24 protein-coding genes and 1 tRNA gene are annotated in these 24779 nt (G+C 43.5%); 13 read left to right on the forward strand and 12 right to left on the reverse strand.

Going from position 1 to position 24779, the window contains the following annotated elements:
* Positions 1-232 precede the first annotated feature (232 nt).
* Complete coding sequence (gene xerC / locus LZG75_RS00005; protein WP_233934696.1) at positions 233-1612, reverse strand: tyrosine recombinase XerC; 1380 nt, start codon at positions 1610-1612, stop codon at positions 233-235.
* Between the two features lie 135 nt (positions 1613-1747).
* Positions 1748-1824 (reverse strand) — tRNA-Met (locus tag LZG75_RS00010).
* A 104-nt stretch (positions 1825-1928) separates the two neighbouring features.
* Here LZG75_RS00010 and LZG75_RS00015 point away from each other — a divergent pair.
* The 3 genes from LZG75_RS00015 to LZG75_RS00025 are packed head-to-tail and all read left to right on the forward strand — an operon-like array spanning position 1929 to position 5427.
* Positions 1929-2918 (forward strand): tripartite tricarboxylate transporter substrate binding protein, encoded by a 990-nt coding sequence (locus LZG75_RS00015; protein ID WP_233934697.1) that lies wholly within the window; start codon positions 1929-1931, stop codon positions 2916-2918.
* Between the two features lie 39 nt (positions 2919-2957).
* Complete coding sequence (locus tag LZG75_RS00020) at positions 2958-4505, forward strand: UxaA family hydrolase (RefSeq protein WP_233934698.1); 1548 nt, start codon at positions 2958-2960, stop codon at positions 4503-4505.
* Positions 4506-4515: 10 nt separating this feature from the next.
* A complete protein-coding gene (locus LZG75_RS00025; RefSeq protein WP_233934699.1) occupies positions 4516-5427 on the forward strand; it encodes a delta(1)-pyrroline-2-carboxylate reductase family protein in 912 nt (303 codons plus the stop codon).
* A 6-nt stretch (positions 5428-5433) separates the two neighbouring features.
* Here LZG75_RS00025 and LZG75_RS00030 read toward each other — a convergent pair whose 3' ends face one another.
* Positions 5434-5880 carry an EipA family protein gene (locus tag LZG75_RS00030; RefSeq protein ID WP_233924598.1) on the reverse strand — a complete coding sequence of 149 codons (447 nt, stop codon included), beginning with the start codon at positions 5878-5880 and terminating at the stop codon, positions 5434-5436.
* Positions 5881-6060: 180 nt separating this feature from the next.
* On the opposite strand from LZG75_RS00030, the gene LZG75_RS00035 reads away from it, so the two are divergent.
* The gene (locus LZG75_RS00035; RefSeq protein WP_233934700.1) at positions 6061-6258 is read left to right on the forward strand and encodes a hypothetical protein; all 198 of its coding nucleotides are present in this window, start codon (positions 6061-6063) and stop codon (positions 6256-6258) included.
* A 19-nt stretch (positions 6259-6277) separates the two neighbouring features.
* Here the strand turns inward: LZG75_RS00035 and LZG75_RS00040 are convergent, their stop codons facing one another.
* Positions 6278-6619 (reverse strand): hypothetical protein, encoded by a 342-nt coding sequence (locus tag LZG75_RS00040; RefSeq protein WP_233934701.1) that lies wholly within the window; start codon positions 6617-6619, stop codon positions 6278-6280.
* An 86-nt stretch (positions 6620-6705) separates the two neighbouring features.
* On the opposite strand from LZG75_RS00040, the gene LZG75_RS00045 reads away from it, so the two are divergent.
* Positions 6706-7140 carry a hypothetical protein gene (locus tag LZG75_RS00045; protein WP_233934702.1) on the forward strand — a complete coding sequence of 145 codons (435 nt, stop codon included), beginning with the start codon at positions 6706-6708 and terminating at the stop codon, positions 7138-7140.
* Positions 7141-7157: 17 nt separating this feature from the next.
* Here the strand turns inward: LZG75_RS00045 and LZG75_RS00050 are convergent, their stop codons facing one another.
* From LZG75_RS00050 to LZG75_RS00065, 4 genes are all read right to left on the reverse strand, one after another.
* Positions 7158-10343, reverse strand: a complete 3186-nt coding sequence (locus LZG75_RS00050) for a CHAT domain-containing protein (RefSeq protein WP_233934703.1) — start codon at positions 10341-10343, stop codon at positions 7158-7160.
* Between the two features lie 39 nt (positions 10344-10382).
* On the reverse strand, positions 10383-11201 hold the full coding sequence (locus LZG75_RS00055) for an alpha/beta hydrolase (RefSeq protein ID WP_233934704.1): 819 nt from the start codon (positions 11199-11201) through the stop codon (positions 10383-10385).
* 145 nt (positions 11202-11346) lie between these two features.
* Positions 11347-12126, reverse strand: coding sequence for a hypothetical protein (locus LZG75_RS00060; protein WP_233924593.1), 780 nt, complete (start codon positions 12124-12126; stop codon positions 11347-11349).
* Positions 12126-12566 carry a hypothetical protein gene (locus LZG75_RS00065; protein WP_233924592.1) on the reverse strand — a complete coding sequence of 147 codons (441 nt, stop codon included), beginning with the start codon at positions 12564-12566 and terminating at the stop codon, positions 12126-12128. The genes LZG75_RS00060 and LZG75_RS00065 overlap by 1 nt, the downstream gene beginning before the upstream one ends.
* Before the next feature lie 118 nt (positions 12567-12684).
* Between LZG75_RS00065 and LZG75_RS00070 the strand changes: the two genes are divergently transcribed.
* On the forward strand, positions 12685-13272 hold the full coding sequence (locus LZG75_RS00070) for an MOSC domain-containing protein (protein ID WP_233934705.1): 588 nt from the start codon (positions 12685-12687) through the stop codon (positions 13270-13272).
* Positions 13273-13349: 77 nt separating this feature from the next.
* Here the strand turns inward: LZG75_RS00070 and LZG75_RS00075 are convergent, their stop codons facing one another.
* Positions 13350-15017 (reverse strand): MFS transporter, encoded by a 1668-nt coding sequence (locus LZG75_RS00075; RefSeq protein WP_233934706.1) that lies wholly within the window; start codon positions 15015-15017, stop codon positions 13350-13352.
* A 290-nt stretch (positions 15018-15307) separates the two neighbouring features.
* Positions 15308-15832 (reverse strand): gamma carbonic anhydrase family protein, encoded by a 525-nt coding sequence (locus LZG75_RS00080; RefSeq protein WP_233934707.1) that lies wholly within the window; start codon positions 15830-15832, stop codon positions 15308-15310.
* Between the two features lie 74 nt (positions 15833-15906).
* Here LZG75_RS00080 and LZG75_RS00085 point away from each other — a divergent pair, with 74 nt between their 5' ends.
* Positions 15907-16278: a Rap1a/Tai family immunity protein gene (locus LZG75_RS00085; protein ID WP_233934708.1), complete on the forward strand. Its 372-nt coding sequence runs from the start codon at positions 15907-15909 to the stop codon at positions 16276-16278.
* 30 nt (positions 16279-16308) lie between these two features.
* Positions 16309-16635 (forward strand): glycine zipper domain-containing protein, encoded by a 327-nt coding sequence (locus LZG75_RS00090; protein WP_233924586.1) that lies wholly within the window; start codon positions 16309-16311, stop codon positions 16633-16635.
* A 4-nt stretch (positions 16636-16639) separates the two neighbouring features.
* On the opposite strand, the gene LZG75_RS00095 is transcribed toward LZG75_RS00090, so the two are convergent.
* Complete coding sequence (locus tag LZG75_RS00095; protein WP_233924585.1) at positions 16640-17032, reverse strand: OsmC family protein; 393 nt, start codon at positions 17030-17032, stop codon at positions 16640-16642.
* Between the two features lie 18 nt (positions 17033-17050).
* On the reverse strand, positions 17051-18952 hold the full coding sequence (gene htpG, locus LZG75_RS00100; protein ID WP_233934709.1) for a molecular chaperone HtpG: 1902 nt from the start codon (positions 18950-18952) through the stop codon (positions 17051-17053).
* A gap of 220 nt (positions 18953-19172) precedes the next feature.
* On the opposite strand from htpG, the gene LZG75_RS00105 reads away from it, so the two are divergent.
* From LZG75_RS00105 to lnt, 5 genes are all read left to right on the forward strand, one after another.
* Positions 19173-20462 (forward strand): putative Na+/H+ antiporter, encoded by a 1290-nt coding sequence (locus LZG75_RS00105; protein ID WP_233924583.1) that lies wholly within the window; start codon positions 19173-19175, stop codon positions 20460-20462.
* 64 nt (positions 20463-20526) lie between these two features.
* Positions 20527-21873 carry a tRNA (N6-isopentenyl adenosine(37)-C2)-methylthiotransferase MiaB gene (gene miaB, locus LZG75_RS00110; RefSeq protein WP_233924582.1) on the forward strand — a complete coding sequence of 449 codons (1347 nt, stop codon included), beginning with the start codon at positions 20527-20529 and terminating at the stop codon, positions 21871-21873.
* Complete coding sequence (gene ybeY / locus LZG75_RS00115; RefSeq protein WP_233924580.1) at positions 21857-22327, forward strand: rRNA maturation RNase YbeY; 471 nt, start codon at positions 21857-21859, stop codon at positions 22325-22327. Before miaB ends, ybeY begins: the two co-directional genes overlap by 17 nt.
* Positions 22328-22338: 11 nt before the next feature.
* Entirely contained in the window at positions 22339-23175 is an 837-nt protein-coding gene (locus LZG75_RS00120) for an HlyC/CorC family transporter (RefSeq protein ID WP_233934710.1), read from the forward strand.
* Positions 23176-24720 (forward strand): apolipoprotein N-acyltransferase, encoded by a 1545-nt coding sequence (lnt, locus tag LZG75_RS00125; protein WP_233934711.1) that lies wholly within the window; start codon positions 23176-23178, stop codon positions 24718-24720.
* The last annotated feature ends 59 nt before the right edge of the window (positions 24721-24779 follow it).

Below are 24779 nucleotides of genomic sequence, written 5' to 3' on the forward strand. Positions count from 1 at the left end.
TCAGCCAAAAGTGGAGTATGCCCATCAGAGATTGGAAGGGTGCATTAAATCAGTTTAGTATTAAGTATGAGGAGAGAATCCCTCTGTAGTAAACGAACCCCGTTTACACAAAATATGGGACACCCTCTGTATGAAAAGGATTCGAAAATACCAGCCATCATTCCACCAAGACTAATTCCCCACCTCATTAAAACAATGAGTCAGTATCCAAAGTTAGGTAATTAAAAATTAACTATTTTTTCTTTTTTTTCTCAATACCTCTGTACTCGTATTTTTTATCCACACCCAAATCTGCCTTAATAAGTTGCCTACTCTCTTCACCACGCAACTGATGGATAGCCTTAACAGCATCTAGATGACTGTAATGCTTTTCAATCATGGAAATACTTGTGCCCATCTGCTTTGCCAATGTGTGTGCCGAAACTTTGTCATGAGTAAGCATCAATGTGGCATAGGTGTGACGTAAGCTATAAGGCTGACGCTCTTTCCCTGTAATTGGGTCTACCAACAACCCATGAGACTTTAAATATTCATTAAAGAGTTTCACGAAACTGGTTGGCGCAACCAGCTTAGGCTCTTCCTTTTCCAAGTTGCCTCGCCTCTTACTTAAAAATTCTTTATATCTAAAGATAAATTCTTTTGGCTTCTCTTCAATTGCTTGCGGAAGGTTTAGCTTGTAATTGCGATCAGCTATACGAGTCAAAGCCTCTACAGTTGCCGCTCTACCAATTGCTTTACGTTTACCTGTCTTGCCTGATTGGATATTTAGAATGACTGTACGTTGCCAGTCATACGCCTCTATGTCCTCACCATGCTGGTTATCCTCTGTTGGTTTTGCTTCCGTTTTCCCAACCAAAATAGGATCAATAGAAAACTCTATCTGTGCCCACTTAAGATCCAATAACTCCTTACCGGGGCGCGCCCCTGTATCAAGCAAGACTTCAACATAGTCTCTAAGCAATGCTCTTACTGCTTTTGAATCTGCTCTAGCAATCTCAATCCATTTTTCAAAGCTACCTCGTATTGCCCTGACCTCTGCCTCAGTAAATTCAATACGACGTTCACTCCTCTTGCCTTTTGCTTTTAGCTCAGGTCTACTGCTTTGCGTCATGTAGCCTTTTTCAATCGCCAAATCAAAGACTCTATTCAAAGCGGCGTTATGAGTCAGTAAGGTACTCTTGGTGGGCTCCTTACGCATTTTTGTAATACGAGCCTTATCTAGCTTCGCCAAGGCTACGTAATCAATGCTATCTATCTTGTACTTGCCTAAGATGGGGATGAGATATCTATCTATGGCAATGATGTAATCCTTATTGCTGGCTTTTCCTTGTCCAGCCTCAATCTCTTTTTCCAGCCTTTTAACTACAGACCTAGCCACATCCCTAAATTTCCTCGTAATAGGTGTGTAGTTATTTTCTTTGCGTATCTGAGCCTCTAAATAGAGCTTTTTAGCCGTTTCCTTGGCTTTCTTGATGTCACGCTCACCCGTAGTCGTTCGTTGCCATACGCCGTCTACCCTGTAACGGCACTGCCAGACGCTACTACGCTCACGCAATGCGATTAAAAGTTCGCCTTCTATAATGCTGTGAGTGGATTCTTTTCTAGGTGACATTTTTCCTCGCGAGGCTTACAGCATATAGCTTAACGAGTTTTTAGTCAAAAAGTGTGTAGTAGGTGTGTAGTGATAAAAAAGAAAAAAGGGCTAGGAGCAAATCGCCCGCTAACCCTTTTACTTACTACGTTTGTTTGGTGGCGAATCAGGGATTTGAACCCCGGACCTGCGGATTATGATTCCGTCGCTCTAACCAGCTGAGCTAATTCGCCGAACTGATAATTATAAATGATCGCGATAATGACGTCTAAATCCACGCTTATTTAGTATTGCCCGCAGCAATCAGGTAAATTGAACGTAAAAATAGGGAGCAATCATGCATTCAATAGGTTTCAGTAGTATTTATCGACAACTTCTTTTAAGCCTGATTGCGCTTGGGGCTTTGCATGGGGGTATGGCATTAGCTGCCTATCCCGATAGGCCTATAAAGTTTGTCATCCCATTTGCGCCCGGCGGGGGCACAGATATGCAAATGCGCATCATTGCGCCCAAGCTGACTGAATTATTAGGTCAGCAAATTATTCTGGAAAATCGCCCTGGCTCGGGCAGCACAATTGGCACGGAAATGGTCGTGCGCAGCCAGCCCGATGGCTACACTTTTGTGGTTGTTGACACTGCCTTTACTTCAAATCCTGCGCTCTTACAAAAAATACCCTATGACAGTATTAAGGATCTTACTGCTGTCATTTTGCTGACCTCGGGAGCGAGTGCACTCGTCGTCAATTCGGCTGTACCAGCAAAAACTGTTAGTGAATTAATTGCGCTTGCAAAAACGAAAAATGGCGCCTTAGCTTATGCTTCTGCTGGAGCGGGCACCTCCTCACATCTCACCGGTGAATTATTTAAACTTACTGCAGGAATCGATATGATTCATGCTCCATATAAGGGGGCGGGACCAGCAGTAACAGATACGGTTGCGGGTCAGGTTGCGGCAACTTTTACTAACATTAGCTCTAGCAAAGCCTTTATTGATAACGGTCAACTGCGCGCCCTTGCGGTCACTGGCTATACCCGCTCACCCGCTTTACCGAATGTGCCTACTTTTAGTGAAGTAGGTTTAGCTGCGGTTAGTCAAGCTAGTTCATACTGGGGCGTGCTGGCACCAGCAGCTACACCGCGCGACATTATTCTGAAGATAAATCAGGAAATGAATAAAGTACTGCAAATGCCTGAGATTCGTACACGCCTTACTGAGCTTGGTTTTAATGTGGTTGGCGGCACGCCTGAGGAATATAGTAAATACATTCGAGACAGCATTATCAATTGGCGCCGTGTAGTAAAAGATGCAGGTATTAAAATCGATTAATTAGCGCTGTATTAAGTTGCATTTTAAAGAGGTCTGTACATGATAGAAATGTCTGAAAAGCGGCTCATTGGGCCCATTATTCGGCTACACCCACATGATAATGTCGTTGTTGCGCGAGTTGATATTGGCATTGGCACTGCTGTGCCAAGCGAAGACTTTACTAGCCGTAGCCAAGTACCTGCGGGTTACAAAATAGCGGCCAAAAAAATTCTCAAGGGTGAGCCCATCCTCAAATATAACGTAACCGTTGGCTTTGCCAATACCGATATTGAAGCAGGTACGATGGTACACAGTCACAATACCGATTTTAAAGAATTTGATCGTGACTACGCCTACGCGAGTGAATATCAACCTATCGCTCTGCTGCCTGAAGCTGAGCGCGCAACTTTTCAAGGGTATGTCCGTGCCAATGGCAAAGTGGGAACGCGCAATTACATTGGTATTCTGGCAACGGTTAATTGTTCAGCAACGGTAGTCAATAAAATTGCTGAATGGTTTACTCCCGAACGTCTTGCGGAGTATCCAAATGTGGATGGCGTGGCTGCTTTTAGTCATTCGATTGGCTGCGGCATGGAAATGTCTGGGGAGCCCATGCAACTATTACGCCGCACTATGGCGGGTTATGCACGCCATCCGAACTTAGCTGCAGCATTGGTAATTGGCCTTGGGTGTGAACGCAACCAATTAAAAGGTTTAATGGAACAAGAAGATTTACATGAGGGCTCTACCCTACATACTTTCATCATGCAAGAAAGTGGTGGCACAAGAAAAACCATTGAGGCAGGTATTGAAGCTGTGAAAGCCCTGCTACCGGCAGCAAATCAGTTTAATCGGCAAACAGTTTCGGCAAGTCATTTAAGTGTTGGCTTACAGTGTGGTGGGTCTGATGGCTTTTCGTCAATTACGGCTAATCCCGCCTTGGGGGCGGCAGTAGACATCTTGGCCCGTCATGGTGGTACTGGCATTCTCTCAGAAACTCCAGAAATTTATGGGGTTGAACATACCTTAACGCGACGCGCTGTTAGCCAGGCTGTTGGGGAAAAACTCATTGAACGAATTCGCTGGTGGAAAGATGAATACTCACCTGGTCGTGATGTACAAATTAATGGCAAAGTAAGTCCAGGCAATCAAATTGGCGGGCTTGCCAATATCTTTGAAAAATCACTTGGCTCGTCGATGAAAGGTGGTACCGGACCCTTGATGGAAGTGTATAAATATGCCGAACCCGTAACCACAAAGGGCTTTGTTTTTATGGATACCCCCGGTTTTGATCCGGTGTCAGCAACTGGTCAAATTGCTGGTGGGGCTAACCTGATTGCTTTTACAACAGGTCGTGGCTCGATGTTTGGCTCAAGACCTGCGCCCTGCTTAAAATTAGCAACCAATACGCCGATGTATAACAAACTAACTGAAGACATGGATATTAATTGCGGTGAAATTTTGGATGGCACCGCCTCGGTTCAAGAAATGGGTCAACGTATTTTTGAACTTTTTTTACGTACTGCCTCAGGCGAGGAGTCTAAGAGTGAATTACTTGACTTAGGTAAGTATGAATTTGTACCATGGCAAATTGGCATCATGAGCTAAGATTAGCTTGATGACGCAAGCAAGCACTTCTTGGCATCAACTTCTTACTGAAATTCAATTAGTTTTAATTGATGATTCTCAAGGATTAATTCAGAAGCCGCCCCGCCATGCTTTGCCCCTAAAAGATGATGGCGTTCTATTGGTGATGCCAATTGCCGGACCCGATATAGCCGCCGTCAAATCGATTTCGGTTTGCCCGCTTAATCTTACTAAAGGCCTACCTGCCATCCAAGGAGAGATCTTGGTTTTTGATGCGGCTTCCGGAGCTGTACTGGCTACGCTCGATGGCGCTCTCATTACCGCTCAACGCACGGCTGCTGTCTCTGCTTTAGCTGCACAACTCGCAGCACCAAATCCTGACGGTGACTTACTTATCATTGGAGCAGGTGTACAGGGTAAAAATCATTTGGAGGCTTTTCATATCCTTTTTAGCACCCAACGGGTTTGGGTGCAGTCAAAAAGCATGGCTTCGGCAGTTGCCCTAGTTGAGTACGCTAAAAAGTTAGGTATTGATGCACACTATTTACCACCTAAAGCGCCTTATCCTGCATCGATTCAAAACATTGCAACTTGCACGCCAGCACACGAGCTAGTGCTATTGCATTTGCAAAACTTGGATTTTGATAGCTTGTTTATTACTGCAATTGGCTCATTCAAAGCGCATTTAGCCGAAATATCGGCAGATATTTGTCAGCGCTTCGCTATGTACGGCAACATCATCTGCGATACCCCTGAAGTAAGTCATGAAGGGGGTGACTTATTGCTAGCAAAATTAGCTCCGGCTGATTACCCAACTTTAGGTGAACTTGTCTCGAAGAAAAAATCAATTGATCCTCATAAACCGACACTCTTTAAATCATGTGGCTCGGCTTTATGGGATTTAGCGGCCGTGCGGATGGCCACTAAATCTCTAGCTCAATAAATTAAATTATTTATCCAACTTCACCGACACACCGCTCGCACTTAAATTCAACTGAATGCCTTGCGAAGTGCTGGTTAAGCGCATGATCACGCCATTTTCATTCTTTAATACAGAGCCGCCAACGCCACCGCCCAAAGTAATACTGCCATCTAATTTTGTAAAGGTGCCTGCAAATTTAGAAATATCGTTTAAGTCATACACTTCACCAACTGCGGAAAGTTTAGAGACGCCAATGTTTGCACCCAAGCTAATACCTGTTATTTTGAATGGATATTGCTTGCCTTTATAGGTCAAGACACCGCCGCCTGTACTACCACCTACGATCAGGGCAAACTGAGTTTCATTAATAGTCACCGAACCAGAAGGCGGTTTTGCCGCATCTGCAGCCATTACGCTGGTGCTGATTACTGCGCAGCCAAGAAAAAAGGCATTAATATATTTACGTAAATTCATTTTTGATACTCCATGGCTTTTTAAGCGCTAAGGTAAATGTTATAAAAATTATATTAGATATTATTATTTAATATAAGGCAATTAGCTTATTAATTAATACTATAATGAAAGCTTACATTAAATTATAAGGCTTTTTTAAGCTTAAAAATTAATCAATATATTAATATTCAGGGGAATCAGATGAGCAACCGCACAATCATCATCGTTGTACTTATTTTAATTGGACTTACTGGCTGGCTTATGATGAAAGGCGACGGTAATATTGACATGGGTGGCGAGAAGCATGGCGCTGAAGCTACTCATATCGAAGAGGCAAAAAAAGAGGCTCAACCTGCCGCTGTTCCTGCCGCTACACCAGCTGCTGAAGCTAAAAAATAAACTTGAACTTATTGCGTCGTTAACGATACTGGCGTGAAAAATTAGAGATCGAAGAAAATCCTAGAATTACTAACATAAACGCATATATATATTCCTGCGTTGTGTTTAGTAATTCAGGGACTGCAGGCACTAGCAGCGTAACGAGGGTCGCAACAAGAGTTGCCCCAAGGACATACCAATAATCTTTCATGAAGATGCCAATGGCTATGGCGATAATAACCAAAATGATATTGCCGGTTAACTGGTCAACTTGCTTAAAAATTTGCAGGATGATTGGCACATTTAAGGTCCTACCCAAGACAAATAAAATAAGCAAACTTCCTAGGCCGAGCAAATTAGGAATAATATTTTTAATTGGCATTTGTCTCTTCTCTTAGGGCTCACAGAAGCTCATCTTAGTTAGCTTACTTTTGATGAATCTGCTTTATAAATTATAGTATCGCCATTATGCCGAATTTTTCTTTTGAACTACTCATTTCGTATTTAGTTTGCTATTGCTTTATGGCGCAGCAACTGGGTTATGCGCTTAAAAATTATCATCAGGGCATACCCGAAAGAATTGCAGAAAATGATTTAGTTGCTCGCCTAGGTGATAAGCGAGGAAGAAAGCTGGCGCGCGACTTAGCGCTTTTCTTTAAATACCTCTTTCCCAGTTATGTCGTAATTGAGGCGCTCATTGGTGTCGCCTATCTTCTTATTTTAGGAATTGCCAAAGGCTGGCTATTGCCGCTAATACTTTATGGGATGGGTTTGTTGATGCAATTTGGCATTCTTAAATTAGAAGCGCTTTTTCCTGCGCCCAATCGCGCTTGGATTATGAGTTTACTAGGCTTACTAGTATTACCTCTTATGCTGACTTATATGATGCGCTTTATTTATTAAGCGCCTTCTTGGGCTAACTAATCGCCCACCACGACAAATGGCGCCCAAAATAAAGGATGGGCGTAACTGTACTTCATCGTTGCTCCCTCTTTAACACCACCTAAATCAATTTGTGCCAACATGGCTTGACGTAATGCCTCTGACTTGATAAGACCCTGAGTTTGTTGTTGGCGTTTAAATAAATCTGTCATCAATTGCCGTGATGCGACAGAATCTACTGGCCAATTAGATACTAGTAATGCTTTAGCGCCTGCAAAAAAGAAAGCTCTGCCTAAGCCTGAAACGGCCTCACTACCCGAACCCTCTCCAGCAGCAGTATTACAAGCGGATAAAACCACCCAATCGGCATTGAGTTTTAAGGCAATCACTTTATCCATTGTCAAGAGACCATCATCTTTATCGCCCGTTACTTCAGGTGAAGAAAGTGCCAGTGCGGGTTGCGTTAAGCCATTGAGCTCACCCGGCACCAAGCCATGGGTAGAAAACATCACTACTTTACGATTTGATAAATCCATCGTCGTAACTTGCTTAAGCGTTGCTTGCTGATGAAGAAAAATATCACCAGGTTCTGCACCTAATACCTTACCGACCTCTTCAATTTCTTGACTAGTATCGGGTAGTCTAGGTAAGAGCGATAGCTCGGCTGAGCTGACCCCAGTAGTTTTGGGCGCGCTACGTAATTTTAATGGCGCTCCTCGCGTGGCAAGTTGGGTTGGCGCGATATTCTTCTTGGCACTTTTTTCTTGCGCCATACTAAAGTATGGATCGCCAAAGCCGATAAAATTTTTACGACTATCACTTCCTGCGGGTAAATTACGCAAAGCTGCTAAGGCGGTAACCGAGGGAATTTGTGCAATGGCAATATCCCGACTTAACCAAGGAATCGCCTTGTAACCTGCAAATGGCACGCCAGCTTTACTGGGTTGGGCCGTTGCTTTGGTAACAAGTAATGCAAGCGGTAATTGGCCTAATTCAGCATGCGGTACAACTAGCATCACTTTTTTACCCTTTAAGCTAGATTCAACGGGGGCCAAAATTTGTTGATACAACTGATACGCTAGGGCAATATCGAATGCAGGGATTTCATCAATGGTAGCCACTCCGGGATCGAGGGCTTTGCGCAATTGGGTAATTTCTTTAGCCATTTGCGCCCTGCCTAGAGGTATTTGCACAAACTGGGGAGATGTATCTTTACTAATAGACCAAACATAGCCTACGTTTTCTGCAAAATACCAAGAAACTAAGACCTCATCAGCCCGTAATAAGCGCTGCGTACCCGCAATTGTTGCAGGCTTTGGCTCAACTAGTTCAGCATATTCAGGGAAACGTTTTTCAATTTCCTTCTTTAAATTCTCGCGCTGTATTTTAAATTTATCGATGTCTGTCCGAATTTGCACTTGGACAGCAGGTAACTGTTGATCGGGGGCTGCAGATAATAAGCCGGTAAGCAGTTCCGACAAAGTATTAATGCGACGCTGCAAATCCTGCTCTTGCCGCGCCAATTGTGCTAATTGGGGATCTTTAATGCTAGCTCGCGCTGCACTTGCGGTGAGCGCTCTTTGTACGCCACTGCCCCGGGCAATATCGGCAATTTGAAATGCTTCAGCAGCTGCCGAACTAGCCTGTGCTGGCTCAGTTTTATAGATGTGCGCTAATTCAGCTAGGTAATTTTCTAAAATAAAATTCATCCGTTGCAACTGCTTCATACTACTAGTATCGTTTTCAGCATCATTACGTGATTGGTCAAGGAGCGCGGGTATAGCATTTTTATATAACGAATTTGCTTCACTCCATTTGCCCTGAGCTTGTAATGCAGTTGCCTCAAATGCGCGTACTAAAGCGACTCGCGCAGAATTTTTTATTCCTGCCGCCTCAAACTGACGCAATATCTCAGCAGTCATCTGTGCCGCTTGGCTAGCCTTACCTGTTTTTAGTAAGGCTAGAACCCAGTCTAAGTCACCACTACGGTAATTTTTAGCTAAATCGGGATCGCGCTTAATGCCCACTACCATTTCGTTAAAAACAGTATCTGCTTGAGCATATTTGCCATCAGCAACTAATGCCGAGCCTAGTGCTTCTCTTGCTTTAACGAGGACGATAGAATCATCTGGAGCCCCTGCCTCTCTGGCGGAGTTTAGGGCTGCCTGGGCAAGTAATACTGCTTCTGCTGAGCGTCCTTGCTCGTCAATGATCGTAGCTAAGCTTGCTAAAGCGCGACCCGCATCTGCAGAATTACGCCCAAATTTTTCTAATGCAAAAGTAAGCGCTTTTCTGGCGTAATACTCTGCATCAATTAACTTTCTTTGCTGCCTCAGTACAAAAGCTAAATTAATTTGCCGTTGAATAATTTGTGTAATATAACCACGTGGGCTATTACTTGCATCTGCAACTTCTCGAGTAGCGTTTTCAGAATCTTCTGCTTTGACTACTATGTTATTGACCTTGCTATAGTTTTGCTCAAGTAAATGAATGGCTTTACGCAGCGCGCGTTCGCTCTCGACCCACTGACCCTGATGACTAAAATAAATACCGCGGGCGCTCTCAAATTGTGATTCCCAATAACTTCCTATCTCTCCATATGAGCGCGAAAAGGTCTTGAGGCGCTTGATATTATTATCTAGCTCATCTAAAGTTTCTTGAGCAGCCGGAAAGTTGCCTACTGTAGCATAATAGTTAACCAATAACCTTCCCATAGTCATTCGGATGCCCATCAGTTTTGGTAAAGTTTGCTTCTGATAAGCCATGGCTTTTTCCATAGTAGAAATTGCCGTAGTTAACTTTCCACCTAGCCCCTCAAGAACACTTAAATGCGTTAAATCTCCAACATACAGTCTAGGATTTTTCGATGGGTAATCATTTGCCGCTCGCTGAGCGGCCTGAATTGCCTTACTCATTAGTCCTAAATCTTGATAGGCCTCTGCCTGCTGAGAGTAAAAACGGTTTAATTCTTCTTTGTCTTGTGTATTTGGTAATGGCTTAGCAATAATTTCTTTATTTTTTGCTACCGTTGCTAAATCGGGCTTACTTTGTTCTAGTGCACGTAAAATATCTTTAACATCACGTGGGGGTGCCTTAATATTTTCGGTGTTAACGGACTCATCAGACGCAACATTAAGCGTAGTTTGGGCATTAACGGATAAATGACATCCCAAGATCGTCAGCACAATGACGATATTAAAACGCAATTGAGGCCCCAGTCCCATTAGCTTCACTTTGTCTCCTTTTTTGCGACCTATATTATTCTAATTTTTATCTGTAACGATCATATTAATCCATCTAATTATTTCATTAATCGACACGGTTGGCGCCTCTAAATGACTGGCAATGGGCTCATATAATTCATTTTTAGGGTTGGGTGGCAATTGGGTCCAGCGCGCTGCTTTAGCGCGCCTAAGGAAAGGGTAATCATTGGTGGGCACAATGTATAGCACTGGCACGTCGGGTCGTAGCTGCTTAAAGGCTTGAGTAGCATTCATCACACTATCTTTGCTATACCAAGAAACATAGGCTTTAGCTGGGGTCAAGGTCGTATAGTCTCCCCTTGAATTTTCATAATTAGCAAAATTTTCTTTCTGATCGCCGCGGCCCTCAGCAATTAATTGACGGGCATGATTGAGGGAATTGGCAATTTTGCTTTGGTAAAAATCAGAATCGACCCCACCGGGTGCAATTGCAATAACTCCATCCACTAAATTTACACCGGCGTAATAAAGCGCGAAAGTACCTCCAAAACTATGTCCTGCTAAAAAGATCGCCTTAGCTCCCTTTTTTTGTAATTGCGTAATCGCCTGGCCTAATTCCTCTAAACCTACCTCTGCCGTTACATCAGCCGCCCTTCTTCCAGACCAAGGCATCTCTAGGTTTGTTACCAGATAGCCCTTGCCTTCCAATGCAGTTGCCAAATCGTATACATATCCCGTTGGCTTTCCGCCGCTACCATGCATTACCACGATACCTATCTGCTTGGCATCAATTTGACCATTAGCACTGTGAATGCTTGCAACAAAAACAAAAAAAATAAATATTCTCAATAATTTATGAAGAGTGAAAAACCATTTCATAATTTTATGCGCGCGCTCTATTTAGGTAATGGGGCTGCCAACTATTGAATATTGCGCTCTTCAATCACTTGTATAACTAGTGGCAAAAGAGTGATGCCAATAATTATTTTGATCATTGCAACCCTTACATCTTTATATTTTTAAATTAGAGAAAATCCTTTAGACCCGTATAGACTGAAACAGAAGTTGATACTGCTGCAAATGCCATCCCAGCATATTTATGCAGATTTTTCACTAAATGCTTTAAGGCTTCGGGCGAGAGCTTATCTTCTCCCAGCGCCCCTACAACTGCCATTACCCAAGGGTTCTCCGCGGCTGATTTACTTTTTTTACTCGTGTAGGTGATCTTACCAATCAGCATGCCAGTTAAAAAACTAAATGCAATACTTGCGGAATACGCTAATGATTCACGCCATTCAAAAAGATTTTGCGGCCAAATGGGTGATTTATCGACCAGGCTGGTAATCCCACTCATGCCAATAACCGATGCAATAGCTAGAAAAAGGATTGCTAAAAACCAAGGAAAAATATGGTGATGCACCCGCTTAAAGAGAAAGTAACCAAAAGGTAATGGCAAGCAAATTGAAATAATGCGGAGATATAACATCTTGGTGTCAAACACTACCGTTATTAATGCATGCGCCGCTAATAACAATAGAAGTGGGATGAAAATAAAGATCACTGTATCGAAAAAAATTTCCCTAAAGCCCCGCCTTGACAGTGCTGCACTCTCACTCTCTTGTAGTAATCCCTCTAATTTTGCAATCCGCTCTTCGTAAGCTTTCTGATTTGGCATCTCTTCAAGTTGCTTTTCTAATTCAGCAACCTTAGCCATCATGGGCTTAAAGAGGTATAAATCGCGAGTACAAACTTTACATACAAATGCCTCTTCAGCAACTTCAGAAAGGCAATAAGGGCATTGCATTACTTATTAACCACCAAGGTTTGCACTGAGTTAGTTTCTCTGCCTTCGGTGTCTTTAACAGTAATACGAATAGTGTGGGTGCCTGGGGGTACTTCTGCTTTTGGAAAATCAATGCCGTTTGCTGAGATAGCATTTTTTAAACGCGGGGTTAAATCAACAAAAGGTGACTTCATATAAATGACTTTTACTGAGTTCGGATCAATTTTTTCACCACCACGCGCTTCAAATACGACCTTAAAATCGAGCGGCGAACTGACTGCAACATCTGGCTCAGGCGAAGCCATTTTGACTGAAGGCCCACGCGAAATACCACGGGTGGCAAGAACGCCGGCTGCTGGAGGTAAGGCCGCTTCTTTAGCAACGATGAGTGGCGCTGCTATTACAGGGGCACAGATTATTAAGGAAATTAACAAGGTCAGCATGCGCAGTAAGGATTGCATAACGTTACGTCCTTTTCAATAATGGTCTATTTCTTTTGGTTATCGTAGTCTACCAAGAGATTAAGCCTTTTAAGTTTATCAAAGTTAAAATAAAACTACTTTTAATGGAGGCTTACTCTTGCGTATTCTCACCATCTCAATTGGCAAAGTGGCTCCATTACCTGGGGTACATCACCCCGAATTTACAGTGGTGCCCTCAGCGATTAATAAGATACCAGTTAGCCAAATCGCTAACCCAAAGCCTATTTTGCTTGGGGTGCTAGGGCTTGATGGCGATGAACAAGCTGACCTTACAGTGCATGGTGGCATCGAAAAAGCGGTTTATGCCTACCCTAGTGAGCATTATGATTTTTGGAATACGCTCTTAGGCCAAGAGTGCCAACAAACAATTGCTTTAAGCCATGGTGAGCTCGGAGAAAATCTAACCATTACTGGCCTGCTTGAAGCAGACGTATATATCGGTGATCGCTGGCGCATTGGGGCTGCTGAACTTGCGGTAGTGAAGTTACGCGAACCCTGCTTTAAATTCAATGCCAAGCTGGGGTTTAACGGCGCAGCTAAGGCCATGCTGAAAAATGCTTATTCTGGTTGGTATTTGCGGGTACTAAAACCTGGCTTAATCAGTGCTGGTAATTCAATTGATGTAACGCCAGGCCCGCGGGAGATTTCAATTGCGCAGCAAAATAAACTACTCATTAATAGGTAGTTTATTTACGGCTGTGCCAAAAGAAAAAACCCGATTGTTTTTGGCAATCGGGTTTTTTACTTAACTAGTTCAATACCCTAGTCACGAGCATAAATATCGATATCTTTTGTTTCTTTTACAAAAAGAACGCCGATCACTAAAGTAGCAGAGGCCACAATAATGGGATACCAAAGGCCGTAATAAATATTGCCGTTTTGGGCTACTAAAGCAAACGAAATAGTTGGCAAGAGACCACCAAACCAACCATTACCAATGTGATACGGCAATGACATTGAAGTGTAACGAATACGGGTTGGGAACATTTCAACTAAAGCAGCAGCAATTGGACCATACACCATTGTTACCAGGATAACCAAGTAAACCAACAGCAAGACCACCATTGGCACATTGATATCCGCAGGATTTGCTTTCGCAGGGTAACCAGCGGCATCTAAAGCACTACGAATATCTTTTTTGAATTTTGCATCCGCTGCCTTCGCATCGGCTGGAGCCATTCCCTTGGCGGCATAGCCATCAATGACAGTTTCACCAATCTTCACCTGCGCCACCGTTCCTGGGGCTGATGGAATAGTAGTGTAACTTGCTGAGTTAGTTGCCATCACCTGCTTAGCAATATCGCAAGAACTGGTGAACTTAACCGTACCTGTTGGATTAAATTGGAATGAGCACTCTGCAGGATCAACTGTAATTGAGGCAGGTGAAGTTGCCATTGCTTTCTCTAATGTAGGGTTAGCAAAGTGGGTGAGGCCATTAAATACCGACACTGGCGTATTGGGTATATATGTGATAACTGCCAGTAACAGTCCAGCCATAATGATTGGCTTGCGGCCAATTTTGTCAGACCACGAACCAAATACTATGAAAAACGGGGTGCCCAATATTAATGCGCCTGCAACCATTAAATTAGCGGTTTTCCCATCGACTTTCAGAACCTGGGTAAGGAAAAACAACTCATAGAACATGCCGCAATACCAAACTACAGCCTGGCCAGCAACCAAACCGAATAAAGCCAAGATTACGATCTTGAGGTTTTTCCACTCAGTAAAGGATTCAGCTAACGGCGATTTGGAAAGCTTGTTCTCTTCCTTCATTTTCTTAAACGCAGGTGATTCAGCCATCGACAAGCGAATCCACACCGAAATACCCAACAAAAAGATCGATACAAGGAAAGGCACTCTCCAGCCCCATACATCAAAATCAGGGCCCGTGAATTCACGCGTAGCCAAAATGACTAACAATGATAAAAACAGTCCGAGCGTAGCGGTCGTTTGAATCCAAGCCGTATAGGCCCCCCGCTTATTTCGTGGTGCATGTTCGGCAACATATGTGGCTGCGCCGCCATATTCACCACCCAAAGCTAAGCCCTGCAGAATGCGTAGGCTAATTAGAAGTACTGGTGCTGCAATGCCAATCGTCGCGTAATTTGGCAATAGACCTACGATAAAGGTGGCTGATCCCATGATGACGATCGTTACTAAAAAGGTGTACTTTCTACCAATTAAGTCGCCCAAGCGCCCAAACACCAAAGCACCAAAAGGACGCACAATAAAACCAGCAGCAAAAGCCAGCAATGCAAAAATAAATGCCGATCCTTCATCTAGGCCACTAAAAAATTGCTTAGCAATAATGGCAGCTAGTGAGCCATACAAGTAGAAGTCGTACCACTCGAAGACTGTGCCCAGCGAAGAAGCAAAAATAACTTTGCGATCTCCCGCGGAAATTGGTGCTGCTTTTGCTATTGCCATTTTTCTCTCCAATAATTTCATGCGTTTGATATAACGGAATGATTATGCTATGTATTACGGCTTTTTTTATGCTAACTAGGGTAACTCCCAATGTAAAAGGGTTGGGGTTTTCCCGAGTAATTCGGTTTTTTGGTATTTACCAATTTCTTTTGTCTTTTTTTTGTCCAAAATTATTTACAGTTGAGGGCAATCCAATAAAGATGACGAATATAATATGGTAATAAGCTCGTTTGAGCTTGATGCAGATCAAAGATCGCTATGATTTATGTAGCAACTTTGTCCCCAATTGCTTAGCCAATTCGTTTCAGGCCTTTTTTAAAGCGCTGCGCATTTTGTACGTAATGACTGGAAATGTATTCGAGTCGTGCTAATTGTTCAGGCGATAACGACTTTACTGCCTTCGCTGGCGAGCCCAAAATCATCGACCCATCTGGAAATTCCTTACCTTCTGTCACTAAAGAGCCCGCACCCACTAAACAATGCTTACCGATTTTGGCGCCATTTAAAATAACTGCCCCAATGCCAATTAAACTGCCTTCGCCAATTTTGCAGCCATGAAGCATCACCCGATGGCCAATCGAAACCCGTTTCTCGAGACTCAAAGGAAAGCCTGGGTCTGAATGCAAAACCGATGCATCTTGAATATTGACCTCTTCGCCAATTTCAACTAGTTCGTTATCGCCCCGAATTACAACTTGGGGCCAAATATTCGCATTTCGGCCCAAATGTACGTTACCAATAACTTCAGCGCTTTCAGCAACCCAAGCCCCCTCTCCCACTTGGGGTTGAATACCGTCGAGTTCAAAAATAGCCATAATTCCTTATTGATTTATTAAATTGAGTAGAATTTACATTTACGATTATTTCATAACCGATCAAGGGGCCACATATGAAAAAACAATTCCTACTTTCACTTATCGCCTTGGGCTTGGCAAGTCCATTTATTACTGTTGTATATGCCCAAGAAAAGGTCGCAGTGCTCAGTACCCAAGAATTTATTACTAGCTGCAAAAGTCCAGCCAGTAGCGAGTCACGCAGTTTTTGCTTGGGCTATGCAACAGGTCTTTACGATACGTATTTAGTTACTCGACATCCCAGCATCGCCAAACCCTTTATTTGCGTCAAACAGCCAGGCCCCACGCGAGATACTGTGATTAGCGACTTTGTTAAATGGGCCGAAGGCAAACCTGCACTACTTAGTAGCCCTGCGGCCGATAGTGCTTTGCGCTATTTAGCTGAGCGCTTCCCTTGCCCCGCTTAATTATTAAGACCATTCTGAAGGAATAACACTATGCATACGATGAAAAAATTAATCGCCATTACTAGTATCTTTGCAACTACTGGCCTGGTAACTACGGGCTGCTCAAACATGAACAGCTCGCAGCAAAGTACTTTATCTGGAGGCGCCATTGGTGCTGCTGCCGGTGCAATTGGGACAGCAGCTTTAGGCGGCGCAGCAATTTGGGGCGCAGTAGGTGGCGCTGCCGTTGGTGCAGCTGGCGGCTATGTATATGATAAATACGAAAAAGATAAGGCAGCAGAAAAACAGGCTCAGTACAACCAAGGTTATAGTGCGGGTCAAAAGGCAAGCTCAGGCTCTAGCTCTACCTCTAAATAATCTGCTATGCGTTGAGTAATTGGGTGGAAATTTGAATCTGCCCCGCTAAAGCAAGATGCACTGGGCACTTATTGGCTATTTCTAATAGCCGTGCCCGCTGCTCTGCATCCAAATTACCAATGAGTTCAATGGTGCGCTCAAACTGCTCAATTTGATTGGCGCGATTGATATCAACAGAGACAATAGCATTACTCAAAGGCCAAGCTTTTCTTTGTGCGTACATTTTTAAAGTAATTCCAGTGCAGGCACCCAAAGCCGCGGCCAAAAGCTCATGGGGTGATGGCCCCGAATTGGCGCCACCCAGCTTGACGCTCACATCCGCTACAAATTGATGTTCACCAGCACTAATTTGTTGCTGCATTGGTTCCAAACCAAACTGCGAAATGACTTTATTCATCTGAGCTCCAGTTAAGGCCTAGCTTAAAAGCATGTGGTTCATGCGCTTCACAAAACCTGCAGGATCATTTAACTGACCACCCTCAGCCAACAATGCCTGATCAAATAAGAGATGAGCCCACTCATCAAACTGTTGGTCATCATACTTTAGCTTGCGCAACAGGGGATGTTCAGGATTGATTTCTAAAATTGGTTTTGTTTCCGGCGCTTGTTGCCCTGCGGCTTTCAACATGCGCAGTAAATTACCTGATAATTCATGCTCATCAACTACTAAACATGCAGGGGAGTCAGTTAAACGAAAGGTAATACGCACATCTTTTGCTTTATCTGCCAAGATTTTTTTCATCCGCTCGAGTAGATCCTTAAATTCCTTTTCGGTAGCCTCTTGTGCAGCCTTTTCTGGTTTATCAGTTAGCTCGCCCAAATCGAGATCACCCTTAGCCACCGATAAAAGCCCCTTACCTTCAAACTCCGTTAAAAATGAAAGCATCCATTCATCTACCCGGTCGCACAACAACAACACTTCGACGCCTTTTTTACGAAAGATTTCTAAATGGGGGCTATTTTTTGCCGCATTAAATGAATCGCCAGTAACGTAATATATTTTTTCTTGCCCTGGCTTCATGCGCGCTACATAATCGGCTAAAGAAACGGTTTGCTCAGGTAAATCGGAATGGGTACTAGCAAAACGCAATAATTTTACGATGCGTTCTTGATTGGTTTGATCCTCTCCAACCCCCTCTTTTAACGCTTGACCAAAGGCATTCCAGAAGGTGCGGTATTTTTCACGGTTCGTTTCATCAGCGCTATTAGCCAAGTCTTCTAACATACCAAGCACACGCTTAGTTGAGCTTTCACGAATCACTTTAACATCACGTGATTCTTGTAAAATTTCACGTGACACATTTAAAGGTAAATCGGCCGTATCAATGACGCCTGTTACAAAACGTAAGTAGGTGGGAATTAATTGTTCAGCGTCATCCATAATGAATACCCGCTTAACGTAGAGCTTAATGCCGCCACGTTTATTGCGATCCCATAAATCAAATGGCGCATGTGCAGGAATAAATAACAATTGCGTAAATTCACTACGCCCCTCTACTCGATTATGTGAATAGCACAAAGGATTTTCATAATCATGCGACAAATTTTTATAAAATTCATCATATTGTTCGACGCTAACTTCAGACTTTGGTCTTGCCCATAAAGCGCTAGCTTGATTAATGCTTTCGAATTCATCTTTCAATACTTGGGCTTTTTTTTCTTCATCCCACTCCTCTTTGCGCATTTCAATTGGCAAAGAAATATGATCGGAGTACCGCCGCACAATAGTCTTCAGGGCATAAGTCGTTAGTAGCTCATCTTCGCCATCACGCAGATGCAAGGTAATAGCTGTGCCGCGTTCTGGGCGATCGATCGTTTCTACTGTAAATTCACCTGATCCATCTGATTCCCAACGCACACCATCACTAGCTGGCAAGCCCGCCCGCCGGGTTTCTACCGTAATGCGATCAGCCACAATAAAAGCCGAATAAAAACCAACCCCAAATTGGCCAATTAAAGCGGCATCTTTTTGCTGATCACCTGAGAGTTTGGAGAAAAATTCTTTCGTGCCCGATTTTGCAATTGTGCCTAAATTAGAAATGACTTCTTCACGGCTCATGCCAATACCATTATCGGTAATGGTAATAGTACGAGCTACCTTATCAAAAGTAATTTTGATTTTTAATTCGGGTTGATCTTCATACCAATCAGCATGTGTCATTGCCTCATAGCGTAATTTATCAGCTGCATCGGAGGCATTAGAAATGAGTTCGCGCAAAAAGATTTCTTTGTTGGAATACAAAGAGTGAATCATTAATTGCAATAGTTGTTTAACCTCTGCCTGAAAGCCTAAGGTCTCTTTTTGAACTTGGGTCATTACTCTTTATCCTTAATTGCGTTTAAAAATTTTGTATATTAGCGACACAGGTCTTTTTCTCTACACCATATATGGGGTTTTGCTAGCCCATTTCAAGGTGCCAATCCTTAATAATTGCTAAAAATACCTAAAATTCATGAAATTCCAGGGGTTTTTACTTCTTTTTTAAGGGTATTAGACGAATTCTTTTTTTTACATTTGCAGCTGATAAGATCCCATCATGAACTTTACCCCGACCGAACTAGGTGCTAGTGTCCTTTTTGTCATTGCAGTGACTCACACATTTTGTACCGCCTATTTTGAAAAATTAGCGGCCCATTCTAAGCGGCATTCTGGCTTGCTTCATATGCTTGGCGAAGTTGAAATTGTCTTTGGACTATGGGCAGCCGTATTAATTCTATTTATTTGGGCAATTGATGGTTTTGCGAGTGCAAAGCAATACTTGAATGAGCGAAATTATACTGAACCTATGTTTGTTTTTGCCATTATGGTCGTTGCTGGCAGCAAACCCATACTCGAGTTTGCAACGCAAATTTTAAATTGGCTAAGCCATGGGGCCCATCGCTTAGTGCGCACGGAGCAAAGTACCGCCCTGTATTTTTTAACCCTCAGTATTACGCCATTATTGGGGTCCTTAATTACCGAACCTGCCGCGATGACGCTTGCCGCTTTTCTCTTGCGTGATTTAGTGTATCGACATCAGCCCTCTATTCCATTTATGTTTGGTACTTTAGGGGTTTTATTTGTCAATATCTCGATTGGCGGTACCCTCACTAATTTTGCTGCACCGCCCGTATTAATGGTGGCGAATACTTGGCAATGGGATAACGCTTTCATGTTGAGCAACTTTGGCCTTAAATCATGTCTTGCTATCTTGCTTAATTCATTAATAGTGAGCGTCCTCTTTCGTAAAAATTTAGTCCTCCTTGAAGTAGCGCGCTTACAACAAGCGCAGCAGGCTAGCCATGCCCACAAGCGAACGCCCATTAGCGTTACCTTTATTCATTTATTATTTCTCTGTGCAATAGTGGCAGTAGCCCATGATCCCGTGCTTTTTATTTGGCTCTTATTATTTTTCATTGGCTATACGGTTGCATACCCAAAACACCAGAGCCCATTAATTTTGCGCGAAGCCTTATTGGTTGGATTTTTTTTAGCTGGTCTTGTGGTCTTAGGCAAATTACAAGCATGGTGGCTACAACCCCTTCTAACCCAAATGAGCCCTAGTGCAGTTTTTTATGGCAGCCTAGCTTTAACAGCGATTACTGATAATGCTGCTCTCACCTATTTAGGGTCGCTTGTAACCGGTACTTCAGCTGAGTTCAAACTTGCCTTAGTTGGTGGCGCGGTAGCAGGAGGTGGTTTAACCGTTATTGCCAATGCACCTAATCCTGCAGGTATCGCAATCCTGCGGAACTACTTCCCGAATGCAGCGGTTTCAGCTACTTATCTTTTGCTAGCCGCCTTACCGCCAACACTAGTTGCCATTGCGGCTTACCGCTTGCTCTAGCTTGTTTGGGGTATTTCCCTTAAAATCCGAGCTTCGCCCCCAGCTATAAACCTGAGAACGGCATATGAAAAAGCTTTATATCAAAACTTTTGGTTGTCAAATGAACGAGTATGACTCGAGCAAGATGGCCGATATCCTCCATGCATCTGCAGGTATGGAAACGACCTTAGATTTAGAACAAGCCGATGTGGTGTTGCTCAATACCTGCTCTATTCGGGAGAAAGCCCAAGATAAGGTATTTTCTGATTTAGGTCGACTACGTGAACTCAAAAAAACCAAACCCCAATTATTAATCGGCGTTGGCGGTTGTGTGGCTAGCCAAGAGGGGCAACAAATTATTAATCGGGCCCCACATGTTGATGTTGTGTTTGGACCGCAAACCTTGCATCGCCTTCCCGACTTGTTAGCGAAGCGTCTTCTTACCGGTGCCTCACAAGTTGATATTTCTTTTCCTGAAATTGAAAAATTTGATCACTTACCTATTTCACGTCAAACTCGGGGGTCTGCCTATGTTTCTATTATGGAAGGCTGCTCGAAGTATTGCAGCTACTGCGTAGTACCTTACACCCGTGGCGAAGAGGTCTCACGCCCATTAGATGATGTACTAGTTGAAATTGCCGGCCTAGCCGCACAAGGTGTAAAAGAAATTGTGCTTCTTGGGCAAAATGTGAATGCCTATCAAGGCAAGCTAAGCGACTCAAGTTCTTTAGCTGATTTTGCCCTGTTAATTGAGTATGTGGCTGAAATTCCTGGGGTTGAGCGCATTCGTTTTACTACTAGTCATCCCAAAGAATTTAGTCAGCGCCTAATTGATGTCTATTCCCATATCCCGCAACTTGTTAGCCATCTGCATCTGCCTGTACAACATGCGTCTGATCGGATTTTATCGGCCATGAAACGGGGTTACACTGCGCTTGAATTCAAAAGCATTATTCGCCGCATGCGTGCGGTCAGACCGAATCTGACTTTATCGAGTGACTTCATTGTCGGCTTTCCTGGTGAAACTGAAGCTGACTTTGAAAAATTATTGCAAATGGTCGAAGAATTACAGTTTGATAATAGCTTCTGTTTTATTTTTAGTCCTCGCCCTGGCACACCTGCGGCAAACCTACCCGATGAAACGCCGCATGAAGTTAAGTTACAGCGTTTACATCAATTATTAGCCCTAATTGATTCACAAGCAAAAATCATTAGTCAAAATATGTTGGGCAACGAAGAAACCGTTTTAATTGAAGGTCTGGCAAAAGACGGGATAAATTTACAGGGTCGCGCCGAAAATAATCGGGTCATTCACATTCCCGCGCCCGCGCATGATCTGCAAAAATGGCTTGGCTCAATACAAACCGTGCGCATTACGGAAGTATTAACCCATACCCTGCGCGGTGAAATAGTTTATGCTGAAATTACCTAAAATTAATTTCCAATTTGCCAGCGCAAGCCTCGAGGAAAAAGTTCTATCCCTAGTTGGGCAGAAAAAAATGCGCCGCTGGATTTTAATGGGGCTGAGTAATTTACAGGGCGAACTAACTATACGCTTTATCAATCAAGCTGAAAGTAAGGCACTAAATTACCATTTTCGACAACGCGATAAATCTACTAATGTGCTGACTTTTATTTATAGCGAAGTTGAAAGCAAAGCTACAGGGACCCTACCGCTCCACGCCGATATTGTTATTTGCTGGCCTGTCGTTCTTGCCGAAGCACGCGCGCAAAATAAATCGCCAGAAGCGCATTTAGCCCATTTAGTACTACATGGTTGTCTGCATGCCCGCGGTTTTGACCATGAAAAATCGCCAGCGGCGAAAAAAATGGAGGCTTTAGAAGTTCAATCCCTCAAAATGCTCGGCTATCCTAACCCTTATTAGATAATTGGTCTATGCCTGAAATCCAAAAAACCCTGCTCGAACGCTTAAGCGAGTTTCTTAGTCCTGAACCGAGCTCGCCAGCTGAGCAGCGCCGCGACCTCATTAATACCTTACGCGAAGCGCAATTAGAGGGCCTCATTAATGCTGATGCCCTAGCAATGATTGAAGGTGTTTTTCAAGTGGGGGAATTATGTGCCCGCGATATTCTTGTTCCGCGAGCACAGCTAGACTGGATTGATGTCAACCTCCCTATATCTCAAATTATTACTGAAGTGATTGCTGCGGCCCACTCACGTTATCCTGTGTTTGAAGGCAGTCGCGATAAAGTCATTGGCATTTTGTTAGCTAAAGACCTTTTACGCTACTCTGCCGATGCCGATTTTCAATTACGCGACTGGCTGCGCCCCGCCGTTTTTATTCCTGAATCAAAGCGTCTAAGTGTTTTATTGCGCGATTTTCGTGATAACCGCAATCATCTTGCTGTTGTAGTTGATGAGTACGGAGGTATTGCTGGCATTATTACGATCGAAGATGTCCTTGAACAAATTGTGGGTGATATTGAAGATGAGTTTGATGTGGATGAAGATGCGGATAATATTATTCAGCTCGATAATGAGGCATTACGCATTAAAGGCATTACTGAGTTAGAGCAAGTGAATGCAGCCTTAGGGTCTCATTTTCATTTGGAAAATATTGAAACGATTGCAGGTTTTATTTCGCAACATTTAGGACGAGTACCTAAATTGGGTGAGAAAGTCCAAATCGCAGGTATTGAATTTGAAATTCAACGGGCAGATTCACGGCAAATTCATATTCTTATTGCCCGCCGCCTACCATCCGAGACTTAATTGATTAACTCTAGCCTGTTGCGTGCGCTACTGTGTGCGGTAGGAAGTGGTATTGCCACTGCCTTGCTCGCTGAAGCTTCCTATGGGGGTTGGTGGCAAATTTTAGCCCTCAGTATTTTTTGGTATTTACTGGCTTACTTTCGGCTTCAACAAAAACGCACATTTTTCATTCTCGGTATGGGTTTCGGTTTAGCGTATTTTGTTTGTAGCCTATGGTGGATTTATATTAGCTTGCATGATGTTGGAGGCTTAAGTTGGCTGCTAGCGGGCTTTGGTGTCTTTGCCCTATCGAGTTACCTGAGTCTTTTCTTTGGCATGGCTCTGCTACTGGCTCATTGCATTAGCCAGGCGGCAAAAAAAACTTCCCTTGCAATCTTGCTCAATGCCCTGCTATTTGCTAGTTCTTGGACTTTGCTGGAATACCTGCGTGGCTCATTATTGACCGGCTTCCCTTGGAGTGGTTTTGCTGAAACCCAAGTCAATGGTCCTTTTGCGGTAATCGCTCCTTGGTTTGGGGGGCTCGCTTGTACCTTTGCAGTATTTTGGCTTTCCTATCTAATTGCCCAATTACGTCTTGCGCCATGGAAAGTGAGTGGCATGGTTGTTAGTGGAGTTTTATTGTGTCAGGTATTCGGAATTGGGCATTTCACACAAGCCTATGAAAAGCCAATTTCAGTGAGGCTACTGCAAGGTAACTTTGCCCAAAGTCAGCAATTTAATCCGCCTGCGATCATGAGGCAGATTCAACTGTATCTAACTTTAATTGAGGAAAAGTCGGCTAATTTAATTGTCATTCCTGAAACTGCTTTTCCTTGGCCAGAATCCCAATTACCAGCTGGCGCCATCACACAATTGCAAGCATTTGCTCAGGCTAGTGCGAGTCAAGTGTTAATTGGTGTTGTGGGGCAAATTGACGGCGAAAATAATAAAGTCTTATTTACAAATCGAGCGCTGGGCTTAAGTCAAGATCGGCCCAGCTATGTCTACGATAAATCGCATCTAGTTCCATTCGGTGAATTTATTCCGCCTGGTTTTCAATGGTTTGTCGATGAATTTAAAATTCCCTTGAGTAATTTTGGTCGTGGCGCAGTTAATCAGCCACCGTTTTTAATCCAGCCTACAAATTCAAAACCGCTGGGCGCTGCGATTACGATTTGCTATGAAGATGTCTTTGGCGGAGAACTTGCTGCCCGACTGAGAAATGCCACTGCGCCAATTAATCTCCTAGTTAACATGACCAATTTAGTCTGGTTTGGGCATTCACAAGCACCAACCCAGCAACTGCGTTTATCCCAACTTCGCTCCTTAGAAACGGGGCTTCCTAGCATTCGTGCAACCAATACTGGGATTACTGCCATTATTGGGGCTGATGGCCGTGTGCTCGCTCAGTTACCGCAATTTACCCGTGCTGAACTCCAGATGGAAGTACAGGCTTACTCGGGTAAAACCCCTTATGTACTATGGGGAGACCTGCCAATATTGGCATTTTGTGGTGTCTTGATTCTTTTTGGACTAAGTTGCAAGTTAAAACGGCGACTTTCTTAGCTAAGTTGTCTCGGGCGGTTAAAATCAAGGCCTTAGCTAGGTCGATGATGCTTACTTTT

The organism is Polynucleobacter sp. IMCC30063, assembly GCF_021395235.1.
Classification (GTDB): domain Bacteria; phylum Pseudomonadota; class Gammaproteobacteria; order Burkholderiales; family Burkholderiaceae; genus Polynucleobacter.